The sequence below is a fragment of the Paenibacillus pectinilyticus genome (assembly GCF_001700435.1).
In the GTDB taxonomy this organism is placed as follows: Bacteria; Bacillota; Bacilli; order Paenibacillales; family NBRC-103111; genus Paenibacillus_E; species Paenibacillus_E pectinilyticus.
Map to the genome: position 1 here is coordinate 413,877 of NZ_LYPC01000022.1, position 19,842 is coordinate 433,718.

21 protein-coding genes are annotated in these 19,842 nt (G+C 46.4%); 4 read left to right on the forward strand and 17 right to left on the reverse strand.

Annotated features, from left to right (window positions below):
• Window positions 1-152: 152 nt before the first annotated feature.
• Window positions 153-1,595 (reverse strand): CoA-acylating methylmalonate-semialdehyde dehydrogenase, encoded by a 1,443-nt coding sequence (locus A8709_RS18175; RefSeq protein ID WP_065853769.1) that lies wholly within the window; start codon window positions 1,593-1,595, stop codon window positions 153-155.
• A 133-nt stretch (window positions 1,596-1,728) separates the two neighbouring features.
• Between A8709_RS18175 and A8709_RS18180 the strand changes: the two genes are divergently transcribed.
• On the forward strand, window positions 1,729-3,345 hold the full coding sequence (locus tag A8709_RS18180) for a PucR family transcriptional regulator (protein ID WP_065853770.1): 1,617 nt from the start codon (window positions 1,729-1,731) through the stop codon (window positions 3,343-3,345).
• Here the strand turns inward: A8709_RS18180 and A8709_RS18185 are convergent.
• The 7 genes from A8709_RS18185 to A8709_RS18215 all read right to left on the reverse strand — a co-directional run bounded on the left by A8709_RS18185 (window position 3,342) and on the right by A8709_RS18215 (window position 11,295).
• Window positions 3,342-3,557: a hypothetical protein gene (locus A8709_RS18185; RefSeq protein WP_065853771.1), complete on the reverse strand. Its 216-nt coding sequence runs from the start codon at window positions 3,555-3,557 to the stop codon at window positions 3,342-3,344. The genes A8709_RS18180 and A8709_RS18185 overlap by 4 nt on opposite strands.
• Entirely contained in the window at window positions 3,550-4,992 is a 1,443-nt protein-coding gene (gene hydA, locus A8709_RS18190) for a dihydropyrimidinase (protein WP_065853772.1), read from the reverse strand. The genes A8709_RS18185 and hydA overlap by 8 nt, the downstream gene beginning before the upstream one ends.
• 2 nt (window positions 4,993-4,994) lie before the next feature.
• A complete protein-coding gene (gene preA / locus A8709_RS18195; protein ID WP_065853773.1) occupies window positions 4,995-6,290 on the reverse strand; it encodes an NAD-dependent dihydropyrimidine dehydrogenase subunit PreA in 1,296 nt (431 codons plus the stop codon).
• 31 nt (window positions 6,291-6,321) lie between these two features.
• Window positions 6,322-7,692: an NAD(P)-dependent oxidoreductase gene (locus tag A8709_RS18200; protein ID WP_065853774.1), complete on the reverse strand. Its 1,371-nt coding sequence runs from the start codon at window positions 7,690-7,692 to the stop codon at window positions 6,322-6,324.
• Between the two features lie 29 nt (window positions 7,693-7,721).
• On the reverse strand, window positions 7,722-8,993 hold the full coding sequence (locus A8709_RS18205; protein ID WP_141692578.1) for a M20 family metallo-hydrolase: 1,272 nt from the start codon (window positions 8,991-8,993) through the stop codon (window positions 7,722-7,724).
• Window positions 8,994-8,999: 6 nt separating this feature from the next.
• The gene (locus A8709_RS18210; RefSeq protein ID WP_065853775.1) at window positions 9,000-10,373 is read right to left on the reverse strand and encodes an aspartate aminotransferase family protein; all 1,374 of its coding nucleotides are present in this window, start codon (window positions 10,371-10,373) and stop codon (window positions 9,000-9,002) included.
• A gap of 109 nt (window positions 10,374-10,482) precedes the next feature.
• Window positions 10,483-11,295 carry an ABC transporter ATP-binding protein gene (locus A8709_RS18215; protein WP_065853776.1) on the reverse strand — a complete coding sequence of 271 codons (813 nt, stop codon included), beginning with the start codon at window positions 11,293-11,295 and terminating at the stop codon, window positions 10,483-10,485.
• A 318-nt stretch (window positions 11,296-11,613) separates the two neighbouring features.
• On the opposite strand from A8709_RS18215, the gene A8709_RS18220 reads away from it, so the two are divergent.
• Entirely contained in the window at window positions 11,614-12,258 is a 645-nt protein-coding gene (locus tag A8709_RS18220; protein WP_065853777.1) for a C40 family peptidase, read from the forward strand.
• A gap of 68 nt (window positions 12,259-12,326) precedes the next feature.
• On the opposite strand, the gene A8709_RS18225 is transcribed toward A8709_RS18220, so the two are convergent.
• From A8709_RS18225 to A8709_RS18245, 5 genes are all read right to left on the reverse strand, one after another.
• Complete coding sequence (locus A8709_RS18225) at window positions 12,327-13,250, reverse strand: S66 peptidase family protein (RefSeq protein ID WP_065853778.1); 924 nt, start codon at window positions 13,248-13,250, stop codon at window positions 12,327-12,329.
• Between the two features lie 86 nt (window positions 13,251-13,336).
• Window positions 13,337-14,260, reverse strand: a complete 924-nt coding sequence (locus A8709_RS18230) for a tyrosine-type recombinase/integrase (protein ID WP_065853779.1) — start codon at window positions 14,258-14,260, stop codon at window positions 13,337-13,339.
• Window positions 14,261-14,505: 245 nt separating this feature from the next.
• Complete coding sequence (locus A8709_RS18235) at window positions 14,506-14,757, reverse strand: YolD-like family protein (protein ID WP_065853780.1); 252 nt, start codon at window positions 14,755-14,757, stop codon at window positions 14,506-14,508.
• 27 nt (window positions 14,758-14,784) lie between these two features.
• Entirely contained in the window at window positions 14,785-14,988 is a 204-nt protein-coding gene (locus A8709_RS18240) for a YwbE family protein (RefSeq protein ID WP_065854074.1), read from the reverse strand.
• Between the two features lie 161 nt (window positions 14,989-15,149).
• Window positions 15,150-16,319, reverse strand: coding sequence for an MFS transporter (locus A8709_RS18245; RefSeq protein WP_141692579.1), 1,170 nt, complete (start codon window positions 16,317-16,319; stop codon window positions 15,150-15,152).
• A 182-nt stretch (window positions 16,320-16,501) separates the two neighbouring features.
• On the opposite strand from A8709_RS18245, the gene A8709_RS18250 reads away from it, so the two are divergent.
• Both A8709_RS18250 and A8709_RS18255 read left to right on the forward strand, forming a co-directional pair.
• Window positions 16,502-17,353, forward strand: a complete 852-nt coding sequence (locus A8709_RS18250; RefSeq protein ID WP_244163241.1) for an AraC family transcriptional regulator — start codon at window positions 16,502-16,504, stop codon at window positions 17,351-17,353.
• A 92-nt stretch (window positions 17,354-17,445) separates the two neighbouring features.
• Window positions 17,446-17,730 (forward strand): hypothetical protein, encoded by a 285-nt coding sequence (locus tag A8709_RS18255; protein ID WP_065853783.1) that lies wholly within the window; start codon window positions 17,446-17,448, stop codon window positions 17,728-17,730.
• Window positions 17,731-17,846: 116 nt separating this feature from the next.
• On the opposite strand, the gene A8709_RS18260 is transcribed toward A8709_RS18255, so the two are convergent.
• Genes A8709_RS18260 through A8709_RS18275 form a run of 4 tightly spaced genes read right to left on the reverse strand, consistent with a single transcriptional unit; the run spans window position 17,847 to window position 19,822 of the window.
• Window positions 17,847-18,107, reverse strand: coding sequence for a DUF3892 domain-containing protein (locus A8709_RS18260; protein ID WP_065853784.1), 261 nt, complete (start codon window positions 18,105-18,107; stop codon window positions 17,847-17,849).
• Between the two features lie 22 nt (window positions 18,108-18,129).
• Window positions 18,130-18,363 carry a hypothetical protein gene (locus tag A8709_RS18265; RefSeq protein ID WP_065853785.1) on the reverse strand — a complete coding sequence of 78 codons (234 nt, stop codon included), beginning with the start codon at window positions 18,361-18,363 and terminating at the stop codon, window positions 18,130-18,132.
• 59 nt (window positions 18,364-18,422) lie between these two features.
• Complete coding sequence (rsiV, locus tag A8709_RS18270) at window positions 18,423-19,310, reverse strand: anti-sigma-V factor RsiV (protein WP_065853786.1); 888 nt, start codon at window positions 19,308-19,310, stop codon at window positions 18,423-18,425.
• Window positions 19,311-19,312: 2 nt separating this feature from the next.
• A complete protein-coding gene (locus A8709_RS18275; protein ID WP_065853787.1) occupies window positions 19,313-19,822 on the reverse strand; it encodes an RNA polymerase sigma factor in 510 nt (169 codons plus the stop codon).
• Window positions 19,823-19,842: the final 20 nt, after the last annotated feature.

Below are 19,842 nucleotides of genomic sequence, written 5' to 3' on the forward strand. Positions count from 1 at the left end.
CCATCATACTAAATTGGCATCATCCCGACAACGGACACTTTGGGTAAAATGAAAAAAGCCGCGTTGCGGCGGCTGCTTCGGTTCGTGTCGTTCATATCGTTTTGACATGGTACGGATTGAATGCATTATGTTTTTCCTTCACTACAACATGCTCAAAAAAACCGCGAAGTCATCATCTTCTTCTTCGTATAAAATTCAACCCCATCTTTGCCATTGGCATGCAAATCACCATAGAAGGAGTCTTTCCATCCCGAGAATGGGAAAAATGCCATCGGTGCCGGCACGCCTACATTGACTCCCAGCATCCCCGCCTCAACTTCCTCGCGGAATTGACGCACGGCTTTCGCATTCTCCGTGTAGATCACCGCAGAATTCCCGAATCGCGAGTAATTCACGAGCGTTAACGCCGCATCCAAATCCTCCGCGCGGAACAACGATAGAACCGGCCCGAATATTTCTTCTTTAGCAATCGTCATTTCCGGTTTCACATGATCAAATATCGTAGCTCCCAGGAAAAAGCCCTCGCCCTCGCACGCAGCAACCGTTCGGCCATCAATCAGCAGTTCCGCTCCTTCGGCGATTCCTTTTTCAATAAAGCTGGCAATTCGCGTACGTTGTTCATCACGAATGATAGGCGTCAGTGTCACCTGCTCCTCCATCCCATTCCCCAGCACCATCTGACCTGCTGACTCTTGCAGTGACTGCACGAATGCATCGCCATCCCCGACAACGACGACAGCGGAGCAGGCCATACACCTTTCCCCAGCGGAACCGAATGAAGACATGATAATATTCTCCACCGTCTTCTCGAGGTGAGCATCGGGCATCACAATATGGTAGTTCTTGGCGCCAGCCAGAGCTTGCACCCTTTTACCTGCAGCGGATGCTCGCTCATATACATACTTAGCGACTGGCTGTGAGCCGACAAAGGAAATCGCTTTGACCGCAGACGCCGTCGTGAGCGCATTCACCACATCATGCGCGCCATGCACGACATTCAGCACGCCATCTGGAAGCCCGGCTTCCTGCATCAGCGATGCTAATTTCATTGCCGTGAGCGGAGTTCTCTCCGATGGCTTCAAGACGAACGTGTTCCCGCATGCTATCGCTAACGGAAACATCCAACAGGGAACCATCATCGGGAAGTTAAATGGTGTTATCCCTCCTACGACGCCCAGCGGTACACGAAACAATTCAGAATCCATCTCGGCGGAAATATTGGCCAGTGTGGAACCCATCATATGGGAAGGTGCACCCGCTGCAAATTCCACACACTCAATCCCGCGCAGTACCTCACCTAGCGCTTCTTTATAACTCTTCCCATTCTCCTGCGTAATCAGTTCAGCAAGTTCTTGCTCATGGGACTGTAATAGCTGCCAATAATGAAATAGCACACGCGCACGTTTAGGAACAGGTGTTCTACTCCATGATTCATAGGCCTTCTGTGCCGCACTAACAGCAAGCTCCACATCCTCAGCAGTTGAAAGTGGCACGCGCGCAATGACTTTCCCTGTTGCAGGGTTGATTACGTCACCCTTTTCACCACCTATTGCGTCTATCCAAACGCCATTGACTAAATTTTGCAGCTCCCTCATCGTCGCTCATCTCCTGGCAGCCTGAAATTTTCTAAATATTCCCCACAATTCACTAGACACATTGTATAATGAATCTCAATCCAATTCTCTCGAATGAACGTCAACTTCCCTAACATGAAAAGAGTGATCTTCCATGGTTCAAACCCTCTTACAATTAACTGTTCACGATATTTTACAGCGCCCTCTTTTTCAGAAGGCTGAGGCGATCGCAACAGAAGAAGCGTTAGCTCGCAAAGTGCGTTGGGTTCACATTATGGAGGTTACGCAAGTCGGTCATTTATTGAACGGCAATGAACTCATTCTTAGTACAGGAATTGGTTGGGGGGATAACGAAGCAACAAGTCTTTCTTTTCTCCAACAATTAATCGATCATGGTGCTTCTGGACTCTGTATCGAGCTCGGAACCTATACGAAACAACCGCTTGAACGTTTGAAGTCACTTGCCCTCGAAGCGAATTTCCCGCTCATTTTATTTCATGAAGAAGTTCGATATATTGATATCACCCAAGATTTACATGCCTATTTTATTCATCAGCATCACAAAATGGTCTCCGACCTAGAAGCCCTCTCCACCGGGCTCAATCAGCTTCTGCTATCGGGTAAAGGCTTACAGCCGTTGCTCAACTTACTTCATGAAACTACGCATGCACAGGTGGCTTTCTTCCCATTCGATGCCGAGGCCATCTTCGTCCCTCCGCTTCCGAAGGAGGATGGTGCTGCTTTTTATGAAAAATGGATTTATGGCGAAATGTTTCATTTTCCCGAAGTCAAAAACAAATTGGCTCATCGCCCTATTCTCGCTTTAGAACATTTGTTCGCAGACCTGTTATTATCTGCTAATCAGGAGCTAAGTGAGTTTCAAATTCTTGCCTTGGATCGTTTCGCAACGGCCATCGCCCAAGAAATGATGCGCACCACCTACATGGAGGAGAAAACGCGCTACAAACAAGACCTTTGGATTGCCGACTGGCTGAGGGGCAAACATTCACTTCCAGAAATTCGCGACTATCTCATGACGATTAAGCCAGCCGTGAAGCTCGGACCACTCCTTGTATGCGTGTTCGACACGGCGCCAATTCGTGTTGAAGGTGGTAAATCCCAGGAATCACTTCTTTTCCAAAAGCAATTGATCGCTGGTTCCCTGTTTGAACGAGAAGGATTCCATTTGCTCCCAACCTTCTTTGAACAGCGGATTGTATTCATTTTGATTAATCAAATGTTGGCAACTACGGCCCATGATAGAATCTTACGTGTGGTACACCGACTGCAAAAAAATGACCTCACCCAAGAGACTGCCCTATTCTCTTCGATCTTCGGCATTGGCATTACCGTCAGCGATCCGCTCCACCTGCCTGCCAGCTACAGCTCTGCCTTGGATACTGTCGACATCCAGAAGGACATTGGGCTGCTCCCGAAGCCTTTTTATCACGAACTGCACATTTACAAACTGATTTACCTGTTGAAGCAAACCGGACAATTAACGGCCTATATCGATGGGTATATCGGAGGGATTTTAGCTTATGATCGCGAGAAAAATGGTCAGCTTCTCCGTACATTGCATGTCTATCTGACGCTCTCAGGATCCAAACAGGAAACAGCGAAGGAGCTGTTTATTGTGCGGCAGACGCTCTACCATCGCCTGGATAAAATCGCCGCTATTCTCGGAGATGATTTCATGAAGCCGCAGAAGCGCATCGCGCTCGAGCTTGCCCTACATGCTTTTGAATACATTCATGGAGACATTCATTAAGCTTGGGAGTGACCCTGTGATAAGAGCACGTTGACGTAATATTTCCTCGCATTCGCCGTAGTTAGATGCAGCCTTGCCGTTTCACCGCCGGGGTGCTCGAGATCCAGCCAAGCCCCTTCGAGATCTTCGAGCACGCCGACAATGCGGAATTTCTGAGCGACGTATCCGTCTAGCTTTTGCTTTTCCGCTTGAAATAGCTCAAATTCAGACATTGGGCACACCTCCTCGGATCGTTTCCTTCTTCGAAACGGCCTCTCCTGATGCGGATGAAACATATGTTCGCCTCTTCACGAATTGGCCATTTCCGGCCTCACCCACGAATTGTTTATCCAAAATGACGAATTCACCACGGGACAAAACGGTCACAGGTTCACCCTTTATTTCTAGGCCTTCAAACGGGTTATAATCCACGTTCATGTGGTGGGTTTCAACCGAAATCGTACGTTTCACAGTGGGATCAAAAATCACAAGATCCGCGTCCCCGCCAACGGCAATCGTCCCCTTTTTAGGAAATAAACCAAATAACTTCGCGCTTCGCGTCGCGATAATATCCACAAATTGATTGATTGTAATCCTCCCTTTGCCCACGCCTTCCGAGTACAGAATAGAAAAGCGATCCTCGATGCATGGCCCTCCGTTGGGAATTTTACTAAAGTCACCAAGGCCTAAATCCTTTTGACCGATAAAATTAAACGAACACTGGTCCGAGCCCACTGTCTGTAACTGGCCCGTTTTCAATGCATTCCATAACACATCTTGATGAAACTTCGGTCGTAATGGCGGTGACCACACATATTTCGCACCTTCAAAATCCGGTTTCTCGAGATACGTTTGATCAAGCATCAAGTATTGTGGGCACGTTTCGCCCCAAATATCGACACCACGATTCCGCGCTTCCGTAATTTGCTGCACCGCTTCTTCGCACGTGACATGCACAACATAGAGCTGCGAGTTCGCCAGATCCGTAAGTTTCGCTGCCCGCCCTGTCGCTTCCCCTTCGATCAGTGAAGGCCGCGTCAGCGCATGATAAATGGGATCCGTCTGCCCAGCTTCGAGCGCTTGGCTGATCAGATACTCAATCACATCGCCATTTTCTGCGTGAACCATGACTAATGCGCCATGCTTTTTCGCTTCCAGCAAAGTGCGGTACAGTGTGCCGTCATCTGCTTGGAAGACGTTTTTATAAGCCATGAACACCTTGAGTGAGGTGATCCCTTCTTCCTGAATCATAGCCGGCAGCTCAGCGAGAACCTCATCATTGATCTCAGCAATCATCAAATGAAAGCTATAATCAATAACCGCTTTGCCCGCAGCTTTCTGATGCCACGTTTCAACCGATTGACTTAGCGGTTTCCCTTTGTTCGTCAAACAAAAATCAATAACCATCGTCGTCCCGCCGAAAGCCGCAGCCCGGGTGCCTGTTTCGAAATTATCGGCTGTGACAGTCCCGCCAAAAGGCATATCCAGATGCGTATGCGGATCAATCCCGCCAGGGAACACATATTTGCCCTTCGCATCTACAATGACTGCATCTTTTCTGGTTAAATTAAGGCCAATCTGCGTAATGACCCCGTTCTCGATAAGAATATCTCCTTGATATTGGTCGGTTGCCGTAACGATTGTTCCATTCTTAATAAGCTTGGCCATGGCTACACAGCCTCCTTCTTCTCAGCATCTTTCCCATCGGACAACTTCGCAACCGCCTCCTGACGCTCATTCCATGTCATCGGAGCTTCTGTCCCCTTCACTTCAACCATGGAGATTACCCCATCGACCGGACACACAATCGCGCATAAATTACAGCCAACACAGTCCTCTTCCCGTACCTGCAAAAAGGATTTCCCCTGATCGTCCGTATGCCGCTCGATACATTGGTGCGAGGTATCCTCGCAGGCAATATGGCACTTATTGCAGTTAATACATGTTTCCGTGTCAATCTTAGCTACGACCGCATAATTCAGATCCAAGTTCCCCCAGTCCGAATAACGAGGAACGGATTTCCCGATCAGATCGGATACACTGGCTAGACCTTTGTCATCCAAATAGTTATTCAACCCGTCGATCATATCCTCGACGATGCGAAAGCCATGATGCATGGCGGCTGTGCACACTTGAACTCCCGTAGCGCCCATAAGCATAAACTCAACCGCGTCCCGCCAATTAGAAATACCGCCAATACCAGAAATCGGGATGTTCACGCCGGGATTACGAGCGCAATCTGCCACCATGTGGAGTGCAATGGGCTTTACTGCTGGACCGCAATAACCGCCATGTGAACCTTTGCCGCCAACATGCGGAATCGTGTTCCACGAGTCAATATCCACACCAGCCAACGAGTTGATCGTGTTGATCAGTGAAATCGCATCTGCTCCGCCACGTACTGCCGCTAGGGCTGTGCTCGTAATATCTGTAATGTTCGGCGTGAGCTTCACGATAACCGGCGTCTGAGCCGCTTCCTTCGCCCACATCGTTTGCGCTTCAACAAGGTCCGGTTGCTGCCCGGATGCCGCGCCCATCCCACGCTCCGCCATCCCGTGAGGGCAGCCGAAGTTAAGCTCAAGCCCGTCGACGCCGACAGCTTCGACCTTTTTTACGATCTCGTGCCATTTATCCCGTTTGGGCTCAACCATTAAGGACACGACGAGCGCGTGATTCGGAAAACGCTTTTTCGTCTCATAGATCTCCTTCAGATTAACCTCCAGCGGACGGTCCGTTATCAGTTCAATATTATTGAAGCCCGCGACGCGTTGTCCGTTAAAATGCACAGCTGCAAACCGCGAGGATGTATTAATAATCGGATCACCTAGTGTCTTCCATACCGCTCCGCCCCATCCCGCTTCAAAAGCTCGCTGTACCTGAAACCCCGTATTCGTCGGTGGCGCCGAGGCCAACCAGAAAGGGTTGGGTGACGTAATACCCGCTAGATTCGTTCGTAAATCAGCCATGCTGAATCCCTCCTGATTCTAATATCCCTGCTTAAGCCGTCGCCTCATGGCCCTTCACCAGCTGCTTGTAAATCGCATACGCCGTCAGCTTCCCTTGCTGGGCTGCTGATACTACCATCGCTTCGCCCTGTCCATCGCCGAAGATGACATCTCCAGCCGCAAACACCTGCGGATTCGACGTTATACCTGCGGCTGTATCAAGAAGCGTGACCGTCCCTCGCGTATGCGCGAGTCCGAACTGCTCGATCAGCGAGATATGCCTCGACTGGCCTATTGCTTTGACTACGGCATCCACCTCGATAAGGAATTCGGAGTCTGCAATGGGCACTGGGCGTTTGCGCCCGCCGTCATCAGTTTCCACGAGCTCCATTCGCACACATTCGATGCCAATGACATTCCCCTGCTCATCTCCAATGATCCGTTTTGGAGCAGTCAACCATTGAAAAGCAACACCGTCCAATTTCGCAAACTCGTATTCAAAATCATACGCCGTCATTTCCTCTTGGGTTCGTCTGTAGACGATCTGCACGTGTTCCGCACCTAATCTCACCGAGCATGTGGCTGCGTCAATCGCCGTATTCCCTGCGCCAATCACGACCACGCGCTTACCAACGAGAGATTCATCGAGATCCGGTGCAATTTTCGTCGATTCCACAAAATCAATCGCATTATAGACACCAGTCAAGGCTTCCCCTTCAATTCCGAGCATCGGCACCTTCGACATCCCTACGGCTAATACAACAGCATCATACTCACTTAACAGCTCGGCGGGACTCACATCTACACCTACACGTGTGTTCATGCGGAATTTGACGCCCAACTGTCGCACTTGCTCAACTTCCCAGAGTGAGATTTCCTGCGGTAAACGAAACGATACGATACCATATGTATCCAAGCCACCAGCTTGCTCCTTCGTCTCGAACACCGTCACTTTAAACCCGAAACGGGCTAGCTCCCGAGCAGCCGAGAGCCCTGCAGGTCCACTGCCTACAATTGCCACGGTTTTACCGTTACTGGTACCCGCTTTAAATAATATCTGTTCGTTCTTGATCGCCCAGTCCGTCGCGTAGCGCTGAAGCTGGCCAATAAGTATAGGCTTGGACGAATGATTAAGTACACAAGCCCCTTCACACAGTTCTTCCGTGGGACACACGCGGGAACAAGAAGCCCCAACTGGATTCGCGTCCATTATCGTGCGTGCAGAGCCTTTTAGATTGCCGGAGGCAATCTTTTTAATAAATGAAGGAATATCAATGCCTGTCGGACATGCATGCGTACAAGGAGCGTCATAACAGAACAAGCAGCGGTTGGATTCTTCAATCGCCTCTTTGGGCTTCATGCCCGACTTCACTTCGGCAAAATTACGCTTCAAATCCGTTAGAGAAATAAATGTCGTACTCATCTTCGCTCCTCCTCCTTTATTTGATCAGCTTACCCTTGGAAGCGCTCTTTCTCCATTACGATGCGGCGAGCGGTTCGGTACAAAAGCTCTGTGCCCAGCGAAATATCCTCAGGACTAGCATATTCCTTGGGATTGTGACTAATGCCCTCCAAGCAGCGGACGAAGATCATGCCATAGTCACAGACATGGGACATTGCCAATGAGTCATGGAATGGACCGCTCATCAGTTCGGGCGGCTTCATCCCCATGAGGGCAGCTTCCTGATGAAGACTTTCTTTGATCCAGTCCGCACAGTAGCGAGGCTCGCTATTCGTATCCTCCCGAATCGTATAGGTGAGGCCATGTTCACAGGCTACATTCTCGATAATACTGAGAAGTTCGGTTTCATGCGCATTGCGGCGCCGGATTTCAATATCACGTAAATCAATCGTGAAGCTCACTTTCTCCGGGATAATGTTGCGAGAATCCGGAAACACAGATAGTGAGCCAACCGTTCCTACCGTTGGTGCACCTGGTTCCCTTCGAACAAGTTCGTTCAGTGCGACGATGATTTTGGCTGAACCGAGAAGCGCATCATGACGCATCGACATCGGCACGGAGCCTGCATGGCCTGCAAAGCCGGTCATTTCTACCGTCAGCCATAACGGACCCGAGATTCCGCTGACAATCCCAATTGGCTCATTTAGCGACTCCAGCACGGGCCCCTGTTCAATATGCAGCTCTAAGAAGGCGCCAATACGACCAGCTTGAAACGCATATCCCTCGAAATCCGCTGGATCACACCCGAACTCCAACAAGGCTTCACGGCGTGTAACGCCGTTTTTGTCCATACGATCCAGTTCATCTACCTCTAGCTTTCCGGTCATGCCTCGAACGCCAAATAACCCTTTATTGAAGCGGCATCCTTCCTCATCGCAAAAGGCAACGACCTCGATCGTACAAGCCGGCTGCAGGCCTTCCTCCCTCATCGTTTGTACGACTTCGATCGCGCCAAGCACACCAATTGCGCCGTCAAATCTGCCCCCATAGGGTTGCGAATCGACATGCGATCCCAACATAAGAACCGGTGCTTGAGGATCACTTCCGCGCCAGACACCAATCAAATTCGCGAAAGGATCGATATACGCTTCCATCCCCGCTTCCTCCATCCACGATTTCACAAGCTCAACGCCGGCGCGATCTTCCTTGGATAGGGCAAGTCTACAGACCCCGGTTTCACCAATCTTGCCGATCTGCGCGAGGTCATGAATGTGTCCGTGAAGTCGAGCTGCATTAATCGCTTTGCTTGGGATTGTCGTCAACTCACATCATCCTTTCTCTTCTTCTTGGCCAAAAACAGCAAGTAACGTTGCGATGATAAAATCCACATCACTGTCCGTCGAGGACAAAGGGGGACTTAACGTAATAATGTTCGCGAAGCCATGGACCGTATCCCCATTTTTGCCGACGAGCAGTCCCTTGCTTTTACAAGCCATCACAATCTTCGTTACCCGTTCTACTGAAGCGGGAATCTTCGATTCACGATCTTCGACCAACTCGATGCCCATCGCTGATCCAAAAATACGAATTTCCCCAACATGCGGATGTTCCTGTAAGGGTTCCAGTCCTGATCTGAACGCATTACCGATCTCGGCAGAACGTCCCACTAAGTCTTCTCGCTCGATAATCTCAAGATTCGTTAGTGCGACTTTGCAAGAAACAGGATTACCACCGAACGTGTTGATATGTCGAAAATGGCTCGTCGCCTCTTTCTCTTGGAACGAGTCGTATAACTCGGAGGACACCGCCGTAGCCGATAACGGCGAATAGGCGCTTGTTAACCCTTTGGCCATCGTGACGATGTCGGGTCTAACCTCATAATTCTGATGCCCGAATGGCTTACCTGATCGCCCAAACCCGCATATTACCTCATCCACGATGAGCAACACATCATATTTATCACAGATGCTTCTAACCATCGGTAAATAATCATCAGGAGGAATTATCATGCCTCCGCCGGTAATGACAGGCTCTAGAATCACGCCGGCAACCGAGTCAGGACCTTCCCAGACGATCGCATTTTCAATGGCTTTGGCACACTGCAGCGAGCATGTTTCTTTGGTCTGCCCAAATGGACAGCGATAGCAATATGGCGGGGGCACATGCTGAAAGCCAACACCTAACGGCTCGTATTTCAACTTCCGTTGTGCTTGCCCCGTTGCCCCTAAGGCGCCCATGGAATTGCCATGATACGCGCGATGACGCGAAATGAATTTATACTTACTCGGTTTCCCATTCTGATGATGATATTGACGGGCGATTTTGAATGCAACTTCATTGGCATCAGACCCGGAATTGGAATAAAAAATACGATAATCGCCGATCAGCCACTCATTTAATTTGGCCGCTAATTCAATAGCTGGGATGTGGCTTTGTACGAGTGTTGCGTATGCGAGCTTCATCATTTGGTCAGCGGCGGCTTCGGCAATTTCTCTTCTTCCATGACCGACATTCACACACCATAAACCCGACATCCCGTCCAAATAACGATTCCCATCGATATCCGTGACCCAACTTCCATCGCCTGAAGCGATAATCATCGGATTTTCATTATGGGCCGTCATATGATGCCACACATATTTGCGATCTTTTTCGAGCAGGTCCTCTTTATTCCATTGGTCGAGATCTTCACTTGCGGTCATACATCGTCCCCCTCGCGAATGACATCGTGCATGGCTCTCCTATTATATTTCTATGTCTACATTGGTGAAGTCATCCCTATCATTTGCTTTTCAATTAGTAGGGAGTAACTTAACCTAATTGATCTTCAGAAGGATCACTTTCCTCCTTATAATCATGGTGAATGGCAGCTGTTAGTTTTTGAAAAGGAAGAGATTCTCGTGTTTGCAGGTTACGGTCTTCCCCTAGGGGTACGGGGTAAATCGCATGTACACGACCCGGATTGGCAGTTAATACGATGATGCGATTGGATAGGAATACGGCTTCTGAGATACTATGAGTGACGAATACGATGGTTTTATTTGTTTTCCTCTTCATATCGAGCAAGTCCAATTGTAAACGTTCCTTCGTAAATTCATCTAAAGCGGAGAAAGGTTCATCCATAAAAAGGATGGGAGGATCGAGGGATAACGCACGTGCGATGGCGACTCTTTGCTGCATACCGCCGCTGAGCTGCCACGGATAATAATCTTTAAATTTCGTTAAGCCAACCGTATCCATGAGGTGGTCGACGAGTTCCCGATAAGCATGGCGAGGGTGGCCCATGACTTCAAGTGGTAGCTCGATGTTCTCGCGCACACTCCGCCATTCAAATAAGGTTGGTGTTTGGAAAACAATACCGAACTTGCGACGCAGCCGCACCTCTCTAGGGTGATCCTTCTGAATCGTAATATGACCTTTAGACGGTTGAAGGAGATCCGCCATCAGTCGAAGCAACGTCGATTTGCCGCAGCCTGAAGGCCCTAGTACAGAGACGAATTCATTCTGTTCGACATCAAATGTGATGTCCTGAAGGACCGTTTCCTGTCTCCCCTTTTTACCGAACACCATACTGACGTCTTCCAATGAAATTTCCACTTTTCGTCGGGAAAAATCAGAACTCATCGGATTCCTCCTCCATTACGTTCACGCTTACGTCACCTAGTTGTAAGTTTAAATAACTCTATATGTTATATTATATAGCGATTTTCAGGATTTTCATTATACATACTGTGCCTAAATTTCATCTGAAATTAGACACTATGTAAAATTATCTGAATTATCTATTAAATTTAATCTAAGGTTATATGATTTGTTTGCATAACTAATGTTATGTAAACAAATATCGATTCCCTTCCCTATATCCATATTTTGATCATATTCTCTGTTTCTTCATTTTGATAGAATAGGACTGTCCAACATTAAACAACTAGGAGGAATTCCATGAGAAAGATCATTTTATCAACCATCGTAGCTACAAGTCTTTTGTTCGGTGGCATTGCAAATGCAGCAACTGCCGTGAGTACTGCGACTTCTAGTCCCTACGTCGCTACTGATTCTGACACTTTCTGGTCCATTTCACAGAAGTTTAATGTTCCCTTATCGGAACTGATCGCAAGCAATCCGAGCGTGAATGCGGATAATATTTATGAAGGCGTTCTCATTAAAATCCCTAGTAAAGTTGCTCCAAAAGCAAGCTGGGAAGTACAAGCGGATGCGATCATTGCAACGGGTATGAAACAGCTGGGTGTGCCTTACGTGTTTGGCGGCAACACGCCCTATGTCGCTTTTGATTGTTCTGGCTTTGTACAGTATGCATTTAATCAAAATGGTTTTAATTTGTTGCATTCTGCAGCACTTCAAAGTCAGCTAGGCACGCCTGTTGAAAAGAGCAATCTTCGTAAAGGAGATCTTGTTTTTCTGCAAGGAACCTATACGACAGGTGTTTCCCATGTAGGTATTTACCTTGGCAATAACCAAATTCTTCAGGCAGGTACAATGGGTACGCGAGAAGTGAAAATTAGTACTTTGTTTGGTACACCCTATTATGATGCTCATTATTGGGGTGCACGTCGTTTAATTAACTAGTGAAGGATAACAAAAAGCCGGTGTATACCGGCCTTTCTTCACCCATTCGGTCATCTTTCACGATTTTGCTAGACGGTAACGGTTGGTTCAAGGACAGTAAGCGTATTATTGTACGTGTCCAGATCAGCCATGGCCCCTATGGGAATCGCCGCTTTGTAAAGCCCGTGTGCCGTACTCAAGTTGGTCATAAGTGGTTTCCCTAACGGAACCATTATCCCATTGATTAAATCATCATAGGAGGTATTATAGGATGTAGAGCAATTCGTACATAAGCCCATCACGATACCGACACAATCTCGAAATTTACCTGCCATAATCAACTGTGTCAAATAGCGATAAATCGTATTCGTTGGTTCATGCGTCTCTTCAATCAGTATGATTTTCCCCTTGGTATCTACTTCGAATGGCGTCCCTAGCGTACCTACAAACGAAGTCAAATTGCCCCCTACGATTTGCCCGCGCACATGTCCTTTTACTAAACCATTCAATGGCATACCAGGTGGATTAGTAATGACTCTTGGGCTTACTAGCGTTGAAGTTGCTGCATAGAATTGATCGAAATTATAGGCCGGTGTACTCGTGTTGAAGTCAATTAACAGCAAGCTTTGAAACGAAATCAAATTAGCGAATTGATAAAGAATATTCAACAGAATTGAAATATCACTATAACCCGTTACGATTTTCGGATGACTATTGATGATGGGGTAGTTTAACAATGGCAAAATATCCTTGACGCCTGTTCCTCCCCTTGTCGGCAGGATCATTTTGACATTCGGATTAACAAACATGGACATCAAATCATCCGCTCGTTGTTGCGCAGTTGATGCAACGATCCCCCCATAAGCGTAAGCATACTTGCCTACAACGACTTGAAACCCCATATTTCCCAGCGTCTGAATTCTTGCATCAATCGTATTTGCGTCGAGCGGGCTACCTAACGTAACAATGCCAATGGTATCGCCACGTTGTAAGATGGGGGGCCGTATTGCCATAATGACGCCTCCTAACCAAGTTATCGTTCCCGAATCGGATAATCCCTCTGTTGCCTTATATGTAAAAATTACATAGATTATGACACTTAAATCCCCATTCCCACCGGTATAAAAGCTGAAACACGATTCATGGCTTCTTGTTTTTGCTTATCACCCACATGCGTGTAAATTTGCGTGGTTTGAATGCTAGCATGGCCGAGCAATTCCTGCAAAGTCCGAATGTCTGTCCCTGCCAACACTTGCATCGTCGCAAATGTATGCCGCAGCTTGTGGCTAGAGAATGACTTCCCTTGCAGCTCGATGTATTGCCCTTTCAATTGCCCGAAATACTTCTCGGCAATGGTTTGAATCATCCTGATGCTAATCCGCCGTCCGAACTGGGAGACGAAGAACGGCTGCTCTGCCCCATTTCGCGCATCCATGCGTTCAACAAGTGCACGTGCAAGCACCTGAACAATTTCAGCTGGAAGTGGGATCACGCGCCATTTTCTCCCTTTCCCTAGCACCATTAGTGTATTCGTACCGCGATTGAAATCTGAAATATTCAAACGATGCAGTTCACTCACACGCAGGCCCGCATAGCTCATCAAGAGAAACATCGCGACATTGCGAATCTGGTATTTCCCCTCGATGGATTGCAAGAAAGCAGAGAGAAGCTCTTCACTCAGAAAAGTTGGAACTGGATTCTTCTCTACCTTCGATTTCTTCACAGTCATTGAAGGATTATGACTAAGCATTTGCAGCTCGATAAGCGCTGTGAAAAATGTCCGTATCGACGACAGGTATCGATTCCTCGCGGCATCCCCTGCCCCACGCTGACGCATCCTCGTCAGGAATCGCATAATATCAATGGCCTCGATCGTCGGTAGTTCTTTCTCCCCGAGGTTGCCAAGGAATAAACGAACATCGCCTAGGTAAGCCTGCTGCGTTCGTTTCGTAAACCCCTGGTCCTTCATCCAGGAGTCAAAAAGCTCTAAATACTCGTCATCATAAGCCAATCTAGTGTCCATGCTGTTAATCTCCGTCCATTAGAAGCTAAATTGCGTTAAATATAGATTTAGTGCAATTTTTTTAGTAGGAAAATTACTTGTTTCTGCCCTATCAACACATTTACTGTTTCGTAAATTCCTTCATCACATGTTGATCTCATTCTATCATTTCTTTTATTTAAAAAGCCTTGCCTTGAAAATATAAACAGGAGGCTGTAAAGTCTTTACGACCTTACTACCTCCCGATACACTCGGAATATCATTTCTCAATCCCGCGGATACTCCACCTTCATAATATCCATGAAAGGCACCTTATCCAGCTCACCTTTGCAATCCATATGAACGCGTCCTGTACGAGAGTCCATCGTCGTGATCGTTCCTCGTACTGTTTCTTCACGCCCCCAAACGGTTAACACAATCTCGGAATTTTCCATCTTCGCTTCCGACAGTTGGTTCCCGATTTCTTCTAGCACAAACTCATCGCGCGTTGGACGCTTCGTTACCTTTGCTTTTGCCATCTTCTATTCTCCTTCGTGATCCGTCAGTCAGTTAGACGGCGAAATGATTTCTTTCACACGACCTACCTGGCCATCTGTGAGCCTTACTTTTATACCATGAGGATGTGTGGGCGAATTCGTTAGAAGATCTTTGACAATCCCGCGTGTTAATTTCCCGCTGCGTTGATCTTGTTTGAGTACGATATTCACTTCTTTGCCGGGCACAACATCTTTCCGATTTTGTCCATTCATGCTGCGTATGTCGCCTGCTTTCATGCCATAATGAGATTTATTATACCATAGATTCCCCTACTTCCCCATCTTAAGCAACAATTTGTCCACGGAAATTAGTTAATATCATTAATCTTTAATGCCACTAAATGAATAGAGGCAACAAAAAAAAAGCGGGAATCCTAAGATTCCACGCCTTGCAGTACCATTTCTTCAGCGGACTCATCGCTTTTTTTCGAAAAATATGGAATTAATAAGGCACTTGAGAAGCTGAAGATCATGACAGCCTTAAACACAAATCCATCAAAGTCATGAATCCCGAGAATTAACGCCAGAAGGAACATACGGGAGATGACAAGGATCAATTCCCGCCATACCAACACACGTGTTTGATGAATGGGCTCTAACCGGTAAGTCGCAATAAATTGTCTTGAGCTCCAGATCGTATAGAAGAAAAATAGACCGATTGTCGTAAGAATATTAGATAAAATAAGAATCAATGGTGTTGGGAACAACGCAAGTAAGAATCCAACAGCTGCTGCAATCATGCCAAATGTTAACCATTTGTTATCACCGATTGGACGGGTTCGACTAAAGCGTCGATATAAGAACACACACGCAATCGTGAATGAGGTGTACATAATTTGCAGCATCGCAATACTTAGCTTATCTTGCGTAACGGAAAAAGTGAAAATCAACGAGAAAATCCCTTGAAACTGGATGAAGAAGCCACCGGCAATGAGGGAAGGAATCATCCATTTCAGCTGTGGCGTGGCGAATACTTGGCGTATGCCAAATTTTCGAAACACAGGCTCTTTAGCCTCTTTTAACGAAATAGGTGGAACGAAATAAGAAGTAAAAATCATAAGTGCGATAAAGATAAACATGATGAAGAAGGAAGCGGTAAACCCCATCCACTTAATAATGACCGCGAACAACAATGGATTAATAAAGGCAATGAGTTGACCGATCACGTTCGTCGCAGAGAAAAAGGCGGTGAATTCCTTCCCCTTCCCAAAAAGCGAGATCCCCATATTTTGCGCGGCGCCGTATAGCCCATTTGTAAGACCAACAGGTACTGCAATCATAGTAATGTATAAGATTTTCGGTTCAAAATGCACCCAAGATAACAGAATAAAGGTGATGCCAGCACCGATAGCAGCTACCCTCATGACCGTACCGATGGTGAATTTGGACAAGAGATTCGCACCATACATGAAAGCAACTCCCCAAGCAAGAAACATAATGAGGTTGAACCAGGCAACGTCAAAGATTTGATTCCCTTTTTCCCAAATAAACAGATTGATAAAAATACCCATATAGTTAAAAATAATCCCCGAACTCATACTCATTAGTAATAGTCGTTTCAGCGCGGCTGTCATGTTGCACTCACTTTCTCATCAAATTTTTGATAAACTAGGTTTCAAGGAGGTCACGCTTCCCTTATAATGAAATTACGAAAGTTAATGCGTTTTAACTTTCATCATCATATCACGGAGTTTGCTCGGAAGGAATGTATGTTATGCCTAGATTCATGGACGATACGATAAGTCCCTACCCGCTTCGAATCATTACTTTGCCTATCGATGCCAGTAAATTAAAATTACATTCCTTGCGCATTCTCAATGTTGGGCATTTGCCTGGTCGAATCATGTATCGGGATCATGCCGTGTTCGAGAAATGGGCCTTCGTCTACATCTCAGGAGGCAAAGGCACCTACCGCGTAAATGGCGGGCCTATTCAACAGGTCAATAGCGGCAGTCTCTTCGTCTTCCGTCCGAATACGGTTTATCAATATGGACCTGAGCCCGGCGGCTACTGGGATGAGTACTATTTCACTATGGAAGGCAGCCGTGTGCAGGAATGGCAGAGTAGCTGGCTCACCCAATTAGACCTAGTGAAACAAGTTGGTGCTAACGATGCGGCCCAGCATAATCGGATTGAACGCATTTTTATCCTCATGGAAAGCGGGATTCCTACGAATATTGATCGAGCAGCTATGCTCGTCGAATCCTTATTATTTGAATTTATCATGCAAGCAGAAGCTACAATTGAAACGACGAAATCACAACAATTTATTTCACTTATCGAAGATCTTAGCCAATCGTTATACCAACCATTTGACGCACAGCTTGTAGCGCGGAGGCATCATATCTCCTTATCTACCCTTCGTAGAATCGTGAGTGAATATTCTGGTTATCCATTGAACACCTACATGCACCGTATGAAAATGGCGGAAGCCAAAAATATTCTATTGAACACAACCAATTCGGTAAAGGAAATCGCAGAATCCCTAGGGTATAAGGACGTTTTCTACTTTTCACGAATTTTCAAGAAATATGTAGGCGTATCACCGCTTATTTTCCGAAAAACGATGCATGCGTAGACTCTAAAATTTTCGAATACCTAGCACGACTTGTCACATTGCTGCATATGATAGATCGAAAGCAAATCTTCGTATGTGGAGGTGAATCAGACATGGCACTTACACTCACGGGTTTAATGCTTTATGCAATGTGGCTTGTCTTAGGGGTAATGGGTCTTAGTTTTGTAGTAGATTTAGTCAAATCGTTTGCATCAGGCACGTTCTCTAGCACGACGATTACTTCTTACTTGAAAGACCTTCTGTACCTTGTGTTCCCCCTATTCTTGCTCTCCAACATGATGCCGCTTGATCATTCCGATTACATTATCAAAATCGCTTACTACATCGGTGCTCTAGGCGTCGTCTACAAGTATGTTTCCGTTTACTTTAAAAAGTAACTTGCAAACGCATTCACAGCTGCTGAGACCCTCTCAGCAGCTTTTTTAGTGTCAAAAAAAGCTGCTCGCCCTGCAAGGGCAAACAGCTTTTTCTCTGTATTCTTAAATTTCCTATTTTAAAAACGCGGTAAATTCGATAAATTGTTGCTAGGATCACCATCCGGATAGGACCGTAAGGTTTTCTCCCCAGCTCGGTTGACACCGGTATTTGCATCCTCGATTAAATCTGCCTCGGTCATCTCGATCGCAGTTTGAATATCGACCACTTGACCATTTTGAAATTGAACAGCCTGGATACTTCCGTCCTCGTAATGCACCGATTGAATCATCGCTTTCTTCGGATCAATGGTGTGCTTATCACTTTGACTTCGCGGCATATAACTACCTCCCCAATCTTGTTCAATTTGACTCGTTCTGAGATTTTATTTCCTGTTTCAAATCTTCGGTTTTTTGCTGTGCCTGCTTGATTTGAGTTTGCAGATCCTCAAGCTGCTGTTCGGCTTCTGTCAGTGCTGCTGCGGTGGCTTGCGAATAAATTTGTTGGGCAACTTCCAGCGTTTGTTCGGCTGCTTGTTCCGCTTTTTGGGCTACATCTTTAATTTGCGCTAAGCCTAATTCCTTTTGTTGCGGCATGGTAATACCCCCAGCTGATGTTTTGCATACCCAATTAATGTAGGCAGATAAGCCCTTTTTTATTCGGACAAAAGGTACGCATGAGAACTCAATTGATCATTAATCACACTTGTCGGGATAATGAACTCACTTCCACCCATATAGCCTGGCGACACCTCATATTTCTGAAACACGATGACAAGCTTACCTTCATTATTAATGTAGAAGCTTTGATCTTTTTTTATTGTCTTAAATGCAAATTTCACGTCATTCGGAACACCCTCTACCCAATAGATTTTGGAGGAGTCTTCTTTCATACGTTGTTTCATTTGCTCCTTAATATAGTCACTAATGACGCCAATATAGCCATCATCTTTAAATAAGCTAGGGAGTGTGATGAGCAGCTGATTCTTTTTATCAATCGTGTCATATTGAAAAGTCGTCGATGAGGAAGCAGCCGTATTCACGACATATCGGCCTACCGCGAGAATTTGATCATTGTCTGTCTTGACCACATACCCACTATCAACTCCGATATGCCCCTCAGACCCACTCGCTTTCAACTTCTCGATGTCACTCATGAAGTCCGTGTACAGCTTCTTGCTTTCTTCCAAATATTTCGAATTCAATGAATCCTCCAGCGTCTTATTCTCTAAATTCGTTATGGCAGGGACTTCTACTTTGGCACGATGTGCGCCATCATCATATTTATATTCTCGAAACGTCAGGACTTTAATTAATTTACCTACAACTGGTACCTCAGCTAACGAATGGGCAAAAGCTGGACTTGTGTTGAGCCCCGCTACGAATACGATCGCTGCTGCCGCAATGGCTGTTAACCATTTCATAACCGTCTTCGGTCTCTTCGTGCTATGTGCTGCTATTGCCTGGTTAACGATAAAATCAAGCTCCGCGGGAATAGGAATGTCCATATACTGTTGTTTCATTTGCTCTAACTTCTCATCCATCGTTAGTTTACCTCCACTAGCGTATCATCGATCATTTTAACCCGGAGAAGCTTCAGAGCTTGATATAGCCGCGTCTTAATCGTGCTCGTATTTTCTTTCAGAACATCGGCAATTTCATCAATCTTCAAATCTTCGAAATACCGAAGTGTGATCACACTGCGATACATTGTTGGCAAGTCCTCAAGCGCCCGCTCCAAATCAATATTCGGATAAGCATCCTCACTGCCTGGTGTGATTGCTTCCATGGTCACATCGTCCATCACCGTAAGTTTTTTATGTTTTCGCAAGAAATCTAAAGAGGTGTTGACGACGATTCGGTAGAACCAGCTTTTGATCGAAGCCTCGCTCTTCAATGTATCCGCTGCGGCGAAAGCCTTCTGTATGGCTTCCTGAACGATATCTAGAGCATCCTGTTGATTTTTCACATAACTGTAAGCCAATCGGTATACATGTTCCTTGTGTTCCGTAATGCAAGTAATTAATTCCGTTTCCAACTTCTTTTTTATTATCATGAGGTTGATGACGCTCCTTT